Source organism: Kitasatospora sp. NPDC056181, assembly GCF_042266225.1.
In the GTDB taxonomy this organism is placed as follows: domain Bacteria; phylum Actinomycetota; class Actinomycetes; order Streptomycetales; family Streptomycetaceae; genus Kitasatospora.
In genome coordinates this window covers 1-14,166 of sequence record NZ_JBHJUK010000189.1, presented here as the reverse complement: position 1 = coordinate 14,166, position 14,166 = coordinate 1, and the positions used below count along the sequence as shown (strand labels likewise).

Genomic DNA, 14,166 nt, shown 5'->3' with positions numbered 1-14,166 from the left:
GGGTTGTGGTAAGTCGGCCCGCCCTACTACCCACTCCCGACCGCGGACCGCCTTTCCGACCGCGGACCCTTCGCGGTAGGTCCTGCGCGTCACGCCCTTCCCCGCGCCGCTCGCCTTCCCCGTACCTCCTGCCGCGCCGCGATTCCGGCCGTTGCCGCACGTCGGGCGTTCGTACGGTTTCTGGCAGGCCCGGGGGATGCTGCTCGTGGCGCTCGTGGCGCTCGTGGCGCTCGTGGCGCTCGTGGCGCTCGTGGCGCTCGTGGCGCTCGTGGTGCTCGTGGTGCTCGTGGTGCTCGTGGCGATTTTGGCGTGCACGCTCTCTGGCCGTTCATGCCATTCCCGTCCCCTCCGTGCCGCTCGCGCTGTCCGTGCCCTCTCTCCCGTCCGTCCCGGCGCTTTGCAAACAGGTGACTTTGCAAAGCGCGAGGAGTGCGCGGCGAATCGTTTCCCCTGGCTGCGGGGCGTCCCCCAGCGCCCAGATGCGCCCCTGCTCTCGCCTGCTCTCGCCTGCTCTGGCCTCGCTCAGCGCTTTGCAAATAGCTGCACGGCTTTGCAAAGCGCACGGCCCGGCTCGCGCCGGTGCCTCGTCTCCCGCCCTTCTCCCTCTCCGGCTCCCCAGGCTCTCCCTCTCCCTCTCCCCGCGCGCGACGTCGTGCGGGATCCAGGGGGAGCGTGGCGACCGCCGCCGATGAGCCCTGAGCGCTGAAGCCGCATGGCTCACGGAGTAGGAAGTCGGCCGATCCGACTTCCTACTCCGCCGCCCTCGCTCCAGCGCCCCCGCCACCCCGCTCCGGAGCGCCCCGCGGCGCTGGCAGAATTGGCGTGTGATCGACGCACGACGGCTTCGGACCCTGCGGGCCGTGGCGGACCACCGCACTGTGACCGCTGCGGCGGCCGCCCTCTACCTCACCCCCTCAGCCGTCTCCCAGCAGCTGGCCGCACTGGAGCAGGAGACCGGCCACCACCTGCTCGCCCGCGAGGGCCGGGGCGTCCGGCTCACCGCGGCCGGCGAGATCCTGCTCGGCCACGCCGACGCCGTCCTCGCCCAGCTGGAGCGTGCCGAGGCGGACCTCGCCGCCTACTCCGCGGGCGTCTCCGGCGAGGTCACCGTCGCCTCGTTCGCGACCGGCATCTCCCTCGTCCTCGCACCCGCCATCGGAGCCCTCGCCGTCCGCGCGCCAGGCGTCCACCTCAAGGTGCTGGATGCGGAAGGGGACGCCAGCCTCCCGATGGTCCTGGACGGGCGTGCCGACCTCGCGGTGGCCGTCGAGTACCGGGGCGCCCCACGTGCCGACGACGCCAGGCTCACCCGGGTGCCGCTGTACGCGGAGCCGTTCGAGGCGGTGCTTCCGCTCGCCCACCCGCTGGCCGCCGCCGAGGGGCCGATCGCCGTGGCCGACCTCGCCGACGAGCCGTGGATCGGCCCCTACCCCGGCAACCCCTGCCATGACGTGGTGCTGCTGGCCTGCGAGTACGCCGGGTTCCAGCCGCGCCTGGTGCACTCCTCGGACGACTTCCGCGCCGTCGTCGCGCTCGCCTCGGCCGGCGCCGGGGTCGCGTTGGTGCCGCGCTCCGCGCTGCTGGGCGTGGACCTCGCCCGGGTCGCGGTCCGGCGGGTGGACAGCGCACTCGCCACCCGCCGGGTCTTTGCAGCGGTCCGAGCCGGCGCGGACGGCCACCCGTTGATCCGCCCGGTCCTGGACGCCCTCGCCGAGGCCGCCGCGGCCACCGCCTGAGTCCGGGCATCGCCTGAGTCCGGGCACTGCCTGAGAGCGGCCCCCGGTCGAGCCTCCCGCCCCGTCACTCCCTCCCGCCCCGCCGCGCCCTCCCGTCCTGGCGCGTCCAGCCCGGCGCGCCTCTCCGACCAGCGAGACCAAGCGGCCGGTGGCCGGCGGACGGTGATCCGCCGCTCTCCGGTCCAATCCGCAGGGTGCATGGCTCCGAACGGAACCTGTAGACCGCATGACAGGCCGCTCAGCCGGCCCGAGCCGCCAAGGGGGTCTCGTACCCACGCCCGCCCGCCCGCGTGCCCACACCCGCCCTCGCGTCCACCCCGGCCGCCGCGTCCACCATCAACGCGGCTCCACGCGCCGACAGCGGAGTGACCATACGACCGCGCACGTGAGACGCGCCGCCTGCCATGCCGCCTGCTGCGACCCGCCGCCGACACGCCGAGCGGTCGGGTGTACCTGCCGGGCCCACTCCTGATGACATGTCTACTGGCCCGCCGCAGCGGTGGACTGCTGCCACCGTGACGGCACGCTGCCCGCACCGGCGGATACCCGAGGCGGTCACCGAGCCGCCGAGGCCACGCCCACTCGACCTACCACCCACTCACTCACTCACTGACCCGACCAATCAGCCCACCCACCCGACCAGCCCGAGGCACCGCCGATGACCGTCTCCGTCGCCCTGTTCACCCAGGACCTCCGCCTGCACGACAACCCCGTCCTGCACGCCGCCCGTGCCGCCGCCGACCAGGTCGTACCGGTGTTCGTGCTCGACCCCGCCGTCGAGGCCGCGGGCTTCAGCACCCCCAACCGTCAGGCCTTCCTCGCCGACTGCCTCGCCGACCTGGACGCCTCGCTGCGCCGGATCGGCTCCTGGCTGGTCGTACGGCACGGCGACGCCGCCGAGCAGACCGCCCGGCTGGCCGAGGAGACCGGAGCGGTGAGCGTGCACGTCGGCGCCGGGGTCAGCGCCTTCGCTCAACGGCGTGAGGCCGGCCTGCGGGCGCGGCTCGGCGACCGGTTGCACGTCCACGACGCCGTGCTGACGGTGGTCCCGGCAGGCCGGGTGACTCCGGCCGGGAAGGACCACTACGCCGTCTTCACCCCGTACCACCGGGCCTGGCAGCGTGTGCCCCGTCGGGCCGTGCTGCCCGCCCCCCGGTCGCTGGGCTCCCCGCCGGCGGTGCGCGGCGAGGACCTGCCGACCGCCAGTGCGGCGTCGCCCGCGCTGCCGCCCGGCGGGGAGACGGCCGGCCGGGCACGTTGGCGCAAGTGGGACGTCGACGCCTACGCGGACGTGCACGACGCGCTCGCGGACGACGGCACCTCCCGGCTCTCGCCGTACCTGCACTTCGGGTGCCTGTCGGCCACCGAGCTGGCGGTGCGCGCGCTGGAGCGCGGCGGTGAGGGCGCGGAGGCCTTCGTCCGGCAGCTCGCCTGGCGGGACTTCCACCACCAGGTGCTCGCCGCCCGGCCCGACGCGGCGCACCGGGACTACCGCACCCGGCACGACCACTGGCAGCACGACGAGCGTGAGGCCGAGGCCTGGCGGCAGGGGCGTACCGGCTACCCGATCGTCGACGCCGGTATGCGGCAGCTCGCGCACGAGGGCTGGATGCACAACCGGGCGAGGCTCCTGACGGCCTGTTTCCTCGCCAAGTCGCTCCACCTGGACTGGCGGATCGGCGCGCGGCACTTCCTGAGCCTGCTGGTGGACGGTGACGTGGCGAACAACCAGCTCAACTGGCAGTGGGTGGCCGGTACCGGGACGGACACCCGTCCGAACCGGGTCCTCAACCCGCTGCTCCAGGCCGATCGTTACGACCCGGACGGCGCGTACGTACGACGTTGGGTGCCCGAGCTCCGCCACGTGCAGGGCCGGGCCGTGCACCGGCCCTGGCTGCTCGCCGACCGCCCCGACTACCCGGACCCGATCATCGCGCCGGACACGCTCGCCGACCGCCTGCGGCACGCGCGCGGCCTGGACTGACCCCAGCCAGCCAGCCAGCCAACCAGCTGGCCCGGCCCGGACCCGCCCGGACCCGCCCGGACCCGTCCGGACCCGTCCGGAGCCGCCCGGAGCCGCCCCTCCCGGGCCGGCCGCCGCCACGTGTACGGCGGCCGGCCCGCCTGCGCGGCTACGGGGCGGGGGTGGCGGCCTCGACGGCGGGACCGGTGAGGAGGGCGCCGGTCTCGGAGTACGGCCAGCCGTTCGGCACGCAGCCGTGCAGCCCCTTGATCTGCTGCATCATCACGGGCGCCGGCAGGCCCGGACCGGGGCAGTCGACGTGCCCGAGGCCGAGGACGTGGCCGACCTCGTGGTTGACGGCGAGCGCGTGGTAGAGCTCGGGCCGGCCGCTGTAGAACTCCGTGAGCTCGTTCCAGCGCTTGAGGTTGATGACCACCTGGTGGCCCACGCCGCAGTTCACCCAGCCGCCCGTGTCCAGCCCGTACTGGCCGCATATCCGGTCGGTGGTTTCCGGGGTGGCCAGGTAGACGGTGAAGTCCACCGGGTCGGCGGGCATGCGCTGGAAGGACCGGGTGCCGTCCGCGGCCCAGCCGAGCCGGACGTTGCCGAGGACCGCGTCGACCTCGGCGGCGAACTGGTCGGGAGTCTCCTTGATCCCCTTCTCGGCGCGCACCTTGTAGCGGTAGAGCTTCTCGCCGGTGCCGAAGCGGGGGGAGCCACCGCCGGCCGTGGTGAACTCCATCGGCTTCTGCCGGCCGGTCGCGGCCGGGGTCCACGGGTGCCACCAGAGCAGGCCGGCGACCAGGGCGGCGGTCACCACCCCGGCGAGCGCGCCCGTCCAGACCCTCCGCCGGGATCCGCCGAAGCCCTTCATCGGCCGCTCCCCACAGCAGGCCGGGCCTCCGACCGGCGGGTTCTCCGGCGGGCGGTGGGCAACGGCACCGGGGGCCTCCGGTGGACGGTGGCTTCCGGGCGGCGAAGAGCTGGGGCCTGGGTGGACATGGTGGCGGGACGACTCCTGTACGGGGACCGGACGAGTGGACGGTTCTCCAGGAGAGGACGGGCCGGAGTGCACGACCGGTTCAGCCTCCTACCGGCCTCCCACGGTCTCTCCACCAGCCTTCCACCGACCTTCCATCAGCTTTCCATCGGCCTTCCACCGGCCCTCTGCCGCCCCCGGGGCCGTCCCCAGGGCCGCCCCTCGCGCCCGCCCCGCGCCTGCCTCGCGCCCGCCCCGCGCCCGCTCCCCGTCGTCCTTCTGCCGGCGCGAAGCCCGCCATCGCCCCCGCACCCGGGCGGGCCGTGCGCGGTGTGCGGCCGGGGTCGCTGCGGGGCCGGTCGCCCGGTGCGCGTGACGCATAGGGTTGGGCGGACTGATGATCGTCCGTACGACAGGAGATGCCATGAGTGAGACCGACGTTCGCGACGCCGCGCTCCCGGTGGGTGTGATCGGCCTGGGCGACATCGCGCAGAAGGCGTACCTGCCGGTCCTCACCGCGCTGCCGGGCCTGGACCTGCGGCTGATGACCCGGGACCGGGCCAAGCTCGACCGCCTCGGCGACACGCACCGGATCGCCCCCGCGGACCGGTTCACCGACCTCGGCGCGCTGATCGACAGCGGCATCCGGGCCGCGTTCGTCCACGCCGCCACCGAACAGCACGTCCCCATCGTGGAACAGCTGCTGACCGCCGGCGTCGACGTCTACGTGGACAAGCCGCTCGACTACACCGTGGACGGCGCCCGCCGCCTGGTCGACCTGGCCGAGAAGACCGGCCGCTCCCTGAGCGTCGGTTTCAACCGCCGCCACGCCCCCGCCTACGTCCAGGCGAAGGAGCGCCCGCGGGACCTGATCATCCTGAAGAAGAACCGCGAGGGCCTCCCGGAGGCGGCCCGCACCCTCGTCTTCGACGACTTCATCCACGTCGTGGACACCCTGCGCTTCCTCGTCCCCGGCGAGATCGACCACGTCGACGTCCGCTCCCGCACCCGTGACGGCCTGGTCGAGCACGTCGTCCTCACCCTGGCCGGGGAGGGTTTCACGGCGCTGGGCGTCATGAACCGGGTCTCCGGTTCCACCGAGGAGATCCTCGAAGTCTCCGGGGCGGACTCCAAGCGGGAGGTCCACAATCTCGCCGAGGTGATCGACCACCGGGGCCAGCCCACCGTCCGCCGCCGCGGCGACTGGGTCCCCGTAGCCCGGCAGCGGGGCATCGAGCAGATCGTCCTCGCCTTCCTGGACGCCGTCCGCGCCGGCCGGACCCTCGACGCCCGCGACGCGCTGCGGACCCACGAGCTGTGCGAGCTGATCGTCGAACGCATCGAGTCGGCCTGACACAGGGCGCAGCATTGGCCCGGGCCCGCCGCGCGGCCCGCCGCGTGGCACGGCGGTGGGCCGGGATCGGTGGGTTCGGGGTCGGTGGGTCCGGGAACGGTGATCCGCGATCGCCTCTGGAATCGGGCCCGCAGAGCGGTACTGTGGACAGTCAAGGTTGCCGGATGCGAAACGGACGGGCGATGCACGAACGCCAACTGCGGGACGGACGGGTGGTCTTCGGGCGCCCGTCGCTGTCGCGCGCGGCGTTCCGCCCCTCGTCCGGGGCCCTCCGTGCGGCCGTCGGTGCCGGGGCCGGTGGTTCCCGTCTGGTGCGTCGCCGTTGGATCGACGGGGTCGGTTCTCCGACCGGCCTCTGTCGCCCGTAGCGGCCCGCACCTACTCCGTCACGCGTTCCCGCCGGGCCTGGCGATCCCGCCTCCGGGGCCCTCGTGCCCCCGGGTGTGCCCGGCGGCCCGCCCCGTCGTGGCCGGTTCCGGCCGAGGCCGGCGGCGTCGCGGCCCATGGCACCGAGAAGATCGAGATCGAGGAACGGTTTCGCATGCCCCAACAGCCCGTGCTCACTGCGGACAGTGCCGCCGACAGCGCCACTGACAGCGCCACTGGCAGTGCCACCGACGGCGCCGAAGACGGCACTCCCGACAGCGCCGATACCAGTGCCGAGGACGGCTCCGCGCCCCCGCACCCCCTGGACAACCCGGTCCGTGCCGCGCTGCTCGGCCCGCACGCCCACTTCGCCGAGCGGCGCGGAGACGTCCTGCGCTACCCGGCCGACGTCTCGCCGTTCGTGGCCCTCCCGGACCGGCCCGACCGGGAGACCTGGCGGAACGTGGCGGCGCTCTGCGGGCCGGGCACCGTCCTCGGTGCCACCGGCTCCCTGAGTGCGCTGCCGGCCGACTGGGAGGTCCTCATGCAGGCGCCGGGCGTCCAGCTGGTGGACGACGGTGTCCAGGCCGCGCCCGACGAGGAGGCCGTCCGGCTGGGCCCCGCCGACGTGCCCGAGATGCTGGCCCTGGTGGAACACGCCCGGCCGGGCCCGTTCCTGCCCCGCACCGTCGAACTCGGTGGCTACCTGGGCATCCGGCGTGGCGGCGCGCTGGTCGCGATGGCCGGGGAACGCCTGCGTCCGCCGGGCTGGACCGAGATCAGCGCCGTCTGCACGGCCGAGTCCCACCGTGGTCAGGGGCTCGGATCGCGGCTCGTCCTGGCGGTCGCGGCCGGGATCCGTGAGCGCGGCGACACGCCGTTCCTGCACACCTCCGCCGGCAACGCCACGGCGATCCGGCTCTACGAGTCGCTGGGGTTCCGGCTGCGCCGGAAGGTCACCTTCCTGGGCCTGCGCGTCCCCGGCGGTGGGCACGGCGCCTGACCGCGGCCCGCCGGCCGGCCGACGGCTCCGTACCCGCCTGCCCGTACCGGCTCCGCTCCCGTTCGCGCCGGCTGCTCCGCGTCCGCCCGTGCGGACCCGCGTCCGGTGGTGCGGCACCGGAGCGCCGCAATCGCACCGTTCGATCCCGTCCGAGGAGTTCGACGTGAGTCAGAACGTGCAGTACGCCGGCCCGGCCGACACCACCGTCCACGGGGAGTACCGGGATCACCCGGGCTCCCGGTGACGAGCGTCCGCTCTACCGCTTCACCGGGCGGATCACCGCCGACGGCAGCAGTGGCTTCCGTGCCGAGCCCGGTCGCTACCACGTCTACGCGGGCTGGTTCTGCCCCTGGGCGCAGCGGGTCACCCTCCAGGTGGCGCTGAACGGGCTGGAGGACGTCATCTCGGTCTCGTACGTCGACGGCAGGCGCGACGCCCGGGGCTGGGCCTTCCGGGAGACCCACGCGCCGGACCCGGTCAACGGCTTCGCCCTGCTCCGCGAGGCGTACGAGCGGACCTAGCCGGGTTTCGAGGGCACGTCTCGGTGCCGACGCTCTGGGACCGCCGGACCGGCCGGGTCGTGAGCAACGACTTCACCACCCTGGGCATCGACCTGGCGACGCAGTTCGGCCGGTGGGGCAACGGCGCCGACACCTACCCGGAGGACCTGCGGGCCGAGATCGACGCGCTCGACGCCCGGCTGGGCCCGGCCGTCAACCACGGTGCGGGCGCCGCGGCGGGCACCGGTGAGGCCGCGCTCGCGGCCCGTGCCACGCTGCTGGAGACCTTCGCGGAGCTCGACGGACGGCTGGCGACCCGCCGCCACCTGCTGGGCGACCGGCTGACCGAGGCGGACGTGCGGCTGTGGGTGACGCTGGTCCGCTACGACACCAGGACCAACCACGACCGCGCCGTCAACCCCGGTCTCGCCGTCTACCCCCACCTGTGGGCCTACGCCCGTGACCTGTACCGGCAGAAGGCCTTCAAGACCACCACGGACTTCTCCACCTTCACCGCGCCGGGCGCCGATGTGCCCGACTGGCACGCCCCGGTGGAGCGGCCGACGGTCCGCTGAGGCCGCGGCGCGGGGCCGCGCCGCCCGCGCGGTGGCCCCGTCCTCCCGGTCCGCCCGCGGCGGGGCCCTCGTCCGCCTGCGGCTTGGAGTTCCCGTCCGCCTGCCGTTCGAGGCCTCGTCCGCCTGCCGTGTGGGGTTCCCGTCCGCCTCCGAGTCGGGCCGGCGGATGCTGCACGGTAGCGTTACGTGGATGTGGCATGTACGCTGCGTGTCGCTGGTTGAACACCATGCGGGCCTGGATGCCACTCCGTGGGGGGAGTCACGTCCAGGCCCGGTCGCCGGCCGGGGCCCGGTTGCGCTCGTGGGGGAGCTGCAGCCGGGCCCGCTGGCGGGCTACCGTCGTTATGCCCGGCCAGAAGCTGTTTCAGTCATGCCAACTGCCGGACAATGCTGCGGCGGTGATCGGCCGTCAGTCGGAGGTGGGTCCGGCCATGTTCTGGGTGAGCCACTCCAGGGTGTTCGGGATCATCTTCTTGAAGTCCGAGGTGAGGTGCTGACCGCCGGGCTGCTCGTAGTAGTCGATCTTGAGCGGCGGGGCGGCCTTGGCGACCCAGTCCTTGACCAGCTTGACCTCCGGCGGGGTGCCGCCGGCCGCGGTGGCGAGCATCCGCACGTCGGCCTTGCCCTGCGAGACCATGGCGTTCGGGCTGTTGGCCTGGCGTTCGGTCTCGTGGCCCTTCCAGAGCGGTGAGTCGGGGGCCCAGTAGCCGTCGACCGGTACGGCGACCTTGAACGTCTCGGGGTGCTGGAGGGCGAGCTTGGCGCTGCAGAAGGCGCCGGTGGACGCGCCCATCACGCCCCAGCCGTCGCGGCTCTTCAGGGTCCGGAAGTTGGCCCGGACGAAGGCGGGAATGTCCTCCGCCATCCAGGTGCCCATCTTGGGCTGGCCGGGGATGTCACTGCACTCCAGCGCCTTGTGCTCGTCGGGGTCCAGGTTCTGCACGGGCATGATCATGATGAACGGATGGGCCTTGCCGGCCTTCGTCATCTCCACGTCGGCCGCCTGGATGGGCAACTGGTTGTCCGTGTAGGTGTTGTAGCCCGCGCTCTGGCCGCCCGAGTAGAGGATGATCACCGGGAATCCGGTCTTCGCGTACTTGGGGTCGTTGTACTCGGGCGGCAGCCAGACCCAGACCTTTCCCGAGACGCCGGACTTCGCGCCGGTCAGGGTGGTCACGGTGATCGGCCCGGCGGTGGTGTCCCTGGCCTTGGTGAACGCCGTGGCCGGACCGGTGGGCATGGCGACCTTGCCGCCGGCCGGGGCCGCGGGCGCGCCGGGAGTGCCGGACGCCGCGCCGGCGGCGGCCGGGCTGTTGGTGGTTTCGGCACCCTTTGCGACGTCGCCTCTGCCGTCGTCGCCGCCGCTACAGGCGGCCAGCGAGGTGGCCAGGACGAGCGCGGCGGCGCCCGTCAGGAGAGCGCGAGGGCGAGGGGGCGGCGGTTGCACGGTGAGAACTCTCCGACCAGTGTGTCGTCCGGTCCGCGGAGCCGGACGGCGGTCCCCGGGCGGGACCGGCACGTGACCGGGGGTGTCCGGACCTGCGTACCCCCGGGGCGCGCGCCGGCCCGGCCGGGTCGGCGCAACATTGTGTGATCTTAGGACGTGATCACGGGCCGACCGGTTGCACTCCCGACCTCGGGGCCGTCGATCGCCTCGCAACGGCGTTCGGCGGTGTGCGGCGGCGGGTGCAGCGGCGGGTGCGGGGGCGTGCGCGGATGCGGGTGCATGTCCGTCCGGGCGCACTACCGCCCTGCCCGCGTCCGGGCCTCGCCGTGCACGGCCGTGCAGGATGGGGCAGGGCGGCTCGGCGCAGGCCGGCGAGGAGCGGGGGTCCGGCGCCCGGCGCCGCGGTGCTACCTGGTGTTCTCGCCGTCGTCCTCGTCCGGGGCGACCGCCGCCAGGCCCCCGTAGAGGTCATCATCGCCACCGTAGGCCGCTCCGGGCTCCGGTCTGTCGGCGGCTCTCGTCGACCGGCCCGCGAACAGGTCGTCGGGCGCGCCTTCGCTCATCTCGGACAGGGGGCCTGCGGGCCTCTCCTGTTCCTTGTCACCGGTCATCGGATGCTCCAACCCGCTGCTGATCCGGATGCGGACGATCCTACTCCGGGGGCCTCGGCCGTCTCCAGAGCCGTCTCCGGGGCCGTTCCGGGTGCCACCTCCTCCGCGGCCGGCCCGCGGGGCGCGCCGGGTGCCCGGCGAAGGCCTCCCGGGGCGGGGCTCCGGGGCCGCCCGCGCCCGGGGCCGCCCGCACCCGGTCGTGGATTCCCGGGCCGCAGCCTCAGTCCTCGGCCAGGGTGCGGCCGAGGAGGGGGAGCAGACGGTCCCAGTGAAGCCGCAGCGCGGAGGGGTTGAAGGCGTCCGTGTCGGACATGGTGAAGCCGTGGACGGTGCCGGGGTAGATCTCGGAGGTGTAGCCGACACCCGCGACGTCCAGGGCCCGGTTGAGCTCGCCGAGGGCCTCGGGCGTGAGGTCCGTCTCGGCGTGGCCGAAGTGGGCCTCGGCGGTGAGGCGGTGCAGGCTGTCGGGCCCGTCGGCGCCCACGGGGCCGTGGAACGCGGCGACGGCCGCCACCCGACCGGGGTTGGCCACGGCGGTGCGCATCGCCAGGAGGCCGCCGATGCAGTAGCCGGTCACCGCGACCGGTCCGGGGCCGACCTCGGGCTGGGCGGCGAGGAACCCGAGGTAGGCGTCGGCGTCGCTCAGGGCGCGTTCGGCGGTGTGCGCCTCGATCAGGGGCATCAGCCGGGTGACGGCCGAGGACCGGGCCTCCTCTCCGATGTGCGCGGGAAGCTCGATCAGCGGTGCCGGGCCGTGCCGGTAGAAGAAGTTGGGGACGAGTACGTAGTACCCGTGTCCGGCCAGTTCGCGGGCCATCTCCCTCAGGGCGGGCCGGAGGCCGAAGGCGTCCGCGTACATCAGCACCCCCGGGTGCCGGCCGCCGTGGTCGGGGAAGGCGGCGAAGGCGTCGGCCTGGCCGTCCGTGGTGGGAATCTGCAACATCTTGGTGGGAATAGCGGTTCTTCCTTCCTCGGAGACTGCCAAAAACGTTTGTCGCACTAACGTTTTGGCACGCGTGAACGTACATCGTTAGTCGGACTAACGCAATGACTAGGATGGGCGCCATGAGCAGAGCCGAAGCCGTGGAGATGCCCGACGACGGCGCGCGCAGTACGCCGGACAGGCTGCGTCGACGGGTGAGCCGGCTGTTGTCGCAGCTGACCGTGCGGTCGGACCGGCTGATCAACGAAGGGCTGGCCCGGGTCGACGTCCGCAAGTGGCACTACGCCGTGCTGGCCTCGCTGCAGGAGGACGGTCCGGGCAGCCAGGCGGAGCTGAGCCGGCGCACCGGCATCTACCGCAGCGACCTGGTCGGCGTGCTCAACGAACTGGCCGATCGTGGCCTCGTCGAGCGGGTGTCGGATCCCGATGACCGGCGACGCAACATCATCACGATCTCCGCCCTGGGCCGCCGCCGCCTGCCCGGCCTCGACAAGGTCCTGGACGACCTCCACGACGAACTGCTCGCGCCGCTGAGCCCGGCCGAACGCGACCAGCTCGTGCAGCTGCTCACCCGCTTGCTGGACCACCACACCCGGGCCTCCTGATGCCGCGCAGCGGCAGCCGAGGTCCAGGGAGCCCGGAGCGCCTTCGCCGCCGGCCCGCGGGGGCGAGGCGGGGAGCAGCCCGGCGCGGCACTCGGTCAGGACGGAGCGCGGCACTCGGTCAGGACGGAGAACGTGGAGAACGGGCCGGGGAACGGGGAGAACGGGCCGGGGGGCGGGGCAGGGCCGGGGCGGCGGGCGATGGGGCTCGCTGAAGAAGCCCTCACGATCGCCGTCAGGCCCCCTGAGCTCGCCGACGACGTCCTCGGTGCTGCCGTCGCGGAAGGCTCCGTGATGGCGGCGCGGCCTCACGCCTGGGGCGGCGTCTGACTCTCCTGGCGCTGCCGCCGGCGGTAGTTGCGCATGGACACCTGGGAGCCGCAGCCGGGGCTGCAGTACAGCCCTCCCCCGTTGCGGGTGCGGTCGAAGAAGCCGAAATGGCACGGGGGGTTCCGGCACGCCTTGACGCGTCCCCAGTCGCTGCTCTGGGCGAAGGTCGTCACCGCAGCCAGTACGGTTCCGAACACACGCTCCACCCCCGCCTGCTGCGACGCCAGCTCGACGCCACCGGCCGTGACCACCGTCGCCAGAGGGTAGAGCGACCCCGCGCGCCGCAGGTGCCGCTCGGCATGCTGCAGCGGCTCGCCCAGGCTCTCCTCGTCGCCCGAGTGCGCGAGCAGCACGGTCACCAGGGCATCGCGCAGCTCGCGCGCGGCCGCGGCATCAGCGTCGGTCGCCACGGTTTCGCCGCCGAACTCGTCGTACTCCGCCAGCCACGCCGCGAACGAGTTCCCATCCCCGAACACCTCCCGCCGACCGGACCCGTCCGCGCGCGTGTTCACGAACGCGAGCACGGTCTCCACCGCCGGTGTGACGGCGCGCGGGCCGAGTTTGGGAGATCCGGCTGTCGCACTGCTCATGCCCTCACCCTACATCAGCAGGAAGAGGCACTAATCCGTCTAACGGGCAACCTGGGGCGCCATCTGGCTTGACTCGTTGTGCTCTAACTCATTACGTTCGCAACATGAACGGAACATCCACTCAGCAGACCCGCCCCCGCACATGGCTGATCACCGGCGCGACGTCCGGCATCGGCCGCGAACTGACGCTCCAGGCGCTGGAGAGTGGCGACGTCGTCGCGGCGCTCGCCCGCGACACCGCTTCCCTGGACGAACTGACCGAAGTGCACGGCGAGCGCCTGCTCCTCATCCAGGCGGACGTGCGTGACGAGCAGGCCGTCCGGGAAGCGGTGGAGCGCACGCTCGCACGGTTCGGCCGTATCGACGTGGTGGCCAACAACGCCGGCTACGGACTGTTCGGAGCCGTCGAGGAGGCCTCCGACGCGCAGATCCGCGCCGTGTTCGACACCAACGTCTTCGGAGTGCTCAACGTGCTCCGCGCGACGTTGCCGGTGCTCCGCGCCCAGCGATCCGGACACATCCTCCAGGGCTCGTCCGTCTACGGGCAGTCCGCCCACCCGGGCGTGGGGCTGCTGGCCGCGACCAAGCACGCGGTCGAGGGGCTGTCGGACGCGCTGGCGGCCGAGGTCGCACCGCTCGGCATCAAGGTCACGATCATCCAGCCCGGTCTGACCGCGACCCCCTTCCTGGCCAACCTCGATGTCGCGGACGGCCTGGCCGACTACGACCGGACCGTCCGCGAGGTCCAGAAAGGCATCGGAGAGTTGCCGGCATCCGCGTTCTCCTCCGCGGCGCGGATCGCCGCAGGCATCCGGACCGCGGTCGACAGCCCCAATCCTCCGCTGCGCCTGGCGCTCGGCACCTCCGGAGCCACGGGCATGCGGGCCGCATTGGAGGCACGCATCGCAGACCTGGACGGCTGCAAGCGGGTGACCGAGGCCGTCGACAGCTGATCGCAAGTCCCGCCGGGGGCCGCGGCGCTGATGGCCGAGGTGCCCTCGGCGGCGTGATCCGCGTGATCCGCGTGGGCCCGGCAGTCCGGGAAGTGATCTTGTTTCGGGCGGGAACCGACCCCTCGGAAGTTCCGCGTCACCGCAGGCCGACGAATCGTGTCGGTTTCGCAGATTCTCATCGGCGTGGCGGCGGGCCCGGCGCCCTGCGCCAGGC

At 73.4% G+C, this 14,166-nt stretch carries 13 protein-coding genes; 8 read left to right on the top strand and 5 right to left on the bottom strand.

Translation table 11 applies throughout. The annotated features are described in order from the left end of the window. Positions 1-824: 824 nt before the first annotated feature. Positions 825-1,736 carry a LysR family transcriptional regulator gene (locus ACFC1F_RS39135; protein WP_209416472.1) on the top strand — a complete coding sequence of 304 codons (912 nt, stop codon included), beginning with the start codon at positions 825-827 and terminating at the stop codon, positions 1,734-1,736. Between the two features lie 658 nt (positions 1,737-2,394). After that, a complete protein-coding gene (locus ACFC1F_RS39130) occupies positions 2,395-3,720 on the top strand; it encodes a cryptochrome/photolyase family protein (protein WP_376165935.1) in 1,326 nt (441 codons plus the stop codon). A gap of 148 nt (positions 3,721-3,868) precedes the next feature. On the opposite strand, the gene ACFC1F_RS39125 is transcribed toward ACFC1F_RS39130, so the two are convergent. Next, on the bottom strand, positions 3,869-4,573 hold the full coding sequence (locus ACFC1F_RS39125) for a DUF3152 domain-containing protein (protein ID WP_209416470.1): 705 nt from the start codon (positions 4,571-4,573) through the stop codon (positions 3,869-3,871). A gap of 529 nt (positions 4,574-5,102) precedes the next feature. Between ACFC1F_RS39125 and ACFC1F_RS39120 the strand changes: the two genes are divergently transcribed. The 4 genes from ACFC1F_RS39120 to ACFC1F_RS39105 all read left to right on the top strand — a co-directional run bounded on the left by ACFC1F_RS39120 (position 5,103) and on the right by ACFC1F_RS39105 (position 8,476). Then, positions 5,103-6,032, top strand: a complete 930-nt coding sequence (locus ACFC1F_RS39120; RefSeq protein WP_376165933.1) for a Gfo/Idh/MocA family protein — start codon at positions 5,103-5,105, stop codon at positions 6,030-6,032. 541 nt (positions 6,033-6,573) lie between these two features. Further along, a complete protein-coding gene (locus ACFC1F_RS39115) occupies positions 6,574-7,401 on the top strand; it encodes a GNAT family N-acetyltransferase (protein ID WP_376165931.1) in 828 nt (275 codons plus the stop codon). A gap of 374 nt (positions 7,402-7,775) precedes the next feature. After that, complete coding sequence (locus ACFC1F_RS39110; protein ID WP_376165930.1) at positions 7,776-7,922, top strand: hypothetical protein; 147 nt, start codon at positions 7,776-7,778, stop codon at positions 7,920-7,922. Between the two features lie 23 nt (positions 7,923-7,945). Then, on the top strand, positions 7,946-8,476 hold the full coding sequence (locus ACFC1F_RS39105) for a glutathione S-transferase C-terminal domain-containing protein (protein WP_376165928.1): 531 nt from the start codon (positions 7,946-7,948) through the stop codon (positions 8,474-8,476). A gap of 409 nt (positions 8,477-8,885) precedes the next feature. Here ACFC1F_RS39105 and ACFC1F_RS39100 read toward each other — a convergent pair whose 3' ends face one another. From ACFC1F_RS39100 to ACFC1F_RS39090, 3 genes are all read right to left on the bottom strand, one after another. After that, complete coding sequence (locus ACFC1F_RS39100; protein WP_376165926.1) at positions 8,886-9,923, bottom strand: alpha/beta hydrolase; 1,038 nt, start codon at positions 9,921-9,923, stop codon at positions 8,886-8,888. Positions 9,924-10,330: 407 nt separating this feature from the next. Further along, on the bottom strand, positions 10,331-10,534 hold the full coding sequence (locus tag ACFC1F_RS39095; protein WP_376165924.1) for a hypothetical protein: 204 nt from the start codon (positions 10,532-10,534) through the stop codon (positions 10,331-10,333). A 220-nt stretch (positions 10,535-10,754) separates the two neighbouring features. Then, positions 10,755-11,477, bottom strand: coding sequence for a dienelactone hydrolase family protein (locus tag ACFC1F_RS39090; protein WP_376165922.1), 723 nt, complete (start codon positions 11,475-11,477; stop codon positions 10,755-10,757). A 122-nt stretch (positions 11,478-11,599) separates the two neighbouring features. On the opposite strand from ACFC1F_RS39090, the gene ACFC1F_RS39085 reads away from it, so the two are divergent. Next, positions 11,600-12,082 carry a MarR family winged helix-turn-helix transcriptional regulator gene (locus tag ACFC1F_RS39085; protein ID WP_376165920.1) on the top strand — a complete coding sequence of 161 codons (483 nt, stop codon included), beginning with the start codon at positions 11,600-11,602 and terminating at the stop codon, positions 12,080-12,082. 305 nt (positions 12,083-12,387) lie between these two features. Here ACFC1F_RS39085 and ACFC1F_RS39080 read toward each other — a convergent pair whose 3' ends face one another. Then, positions 12,388-12,999 carry a CGNR zinc finger domain-containing protein gene (locus ACFC1F_RS39080; RefSeq protein ID WP_376165918.1) on the bottom strand — a complete coding sequence of 204 codons (612 nt, stop codon included), beginning with the start codon at positions 12,997-12,999 and terminating at the stop codon, positions 12,388-12,390. A 104-nt stretch (positions 13,000-13,103) separates the two neighbouring features. Between ACFC1F_RS39080 and ACFC1F_RS39075 the strand changes: the two genes are divergently transcribed. After that, positions 13,104-13,952 (top strand): SDR family NAD(P)-dependent oxidoreductase, encoded by an 849-nt coding sequence (locus ACFC1F_RS39075; protein ID WP_376165916.1) that lies wholly within the window; start codon positions 13,104-13,106, stop codon positions 13,950-13,952. Positions 13,953-14,166 lie beyond the last annotated feature (214 nt).

What these genes read in the sequence shown, in the direction of transcription:
- ACFC1F_RS39130 (WP_376165935.1), top strand. Translation starts at nt 2,395, where the DNA reads ATGACCGTCTCCGTCGCCCTGTTCACCCAGGACCTCCGCCTGCACGAC.
- ACFC1F_RS39125 (WP_209416470.1), bottom strand. Translation starts at nt 4,573, where the DNA reads ATGAAGGGCTTCGGCGGATCCCGGCGGAGGGTCTGGACGGGCGCGCTC.
- ACFC1F_RS39120 (WP_376165933.1), top strand. Translation starts at nt 5,103, where the DNA reads ATGAGTGAGACCGACGTTCGCGACGCCGCGCTCCCGGTGGGTGTGATC.
- ACFC1F_RS39115 (WP_376165931.1), top strand. Translation starts at nt 6,574, where the DNA reads ATGCCCCAACAGCCCGTGCTCACTGCGGACAGTGCCGCCGACAGCGCC.
- ACFC1F_RS39095 (WP_376165924.1), bottom strand. Translation starts at nt 10,534, where the DNA reads ATGACCGGTGACAAGGAACAGGAGAGGCCCGCAGGCCCCCTGTCCGAG.
- ACFC1F_RS39090 (WP_376165922.1), bottom strand. Translation starts at nt 11,477, where the DNA reads ATGTTGCAGATTCCCACCACGGACGGCCAGGCCGACGCCTTCGCCGCC.
- ACFC1F_RS39085 (WP_376165920.1), top strand. Translation starts at nt 11,600, where the DNA reads ATGAGCAGAGCCGAAGCCGTGGAGATGCCCGACGACGGCGCGCGCAGT.
- ACFC1F_RS39080 (WP_376165918.1), bottom strand. Translation starts at nt 12,999, where the DNA reads ATGAGCAGTGCGACAGCCGGATCTCCCAAACTCGGCCCGCGCGCCGTC.
- ACFC1F_RS39075 (WP_376165916.1), top strand. Translation starts at nt 13,104, where the DNA reads ATGAACGGAACATCCACTCAGCAGACCCGCCCCCGCACATGGCTGATC.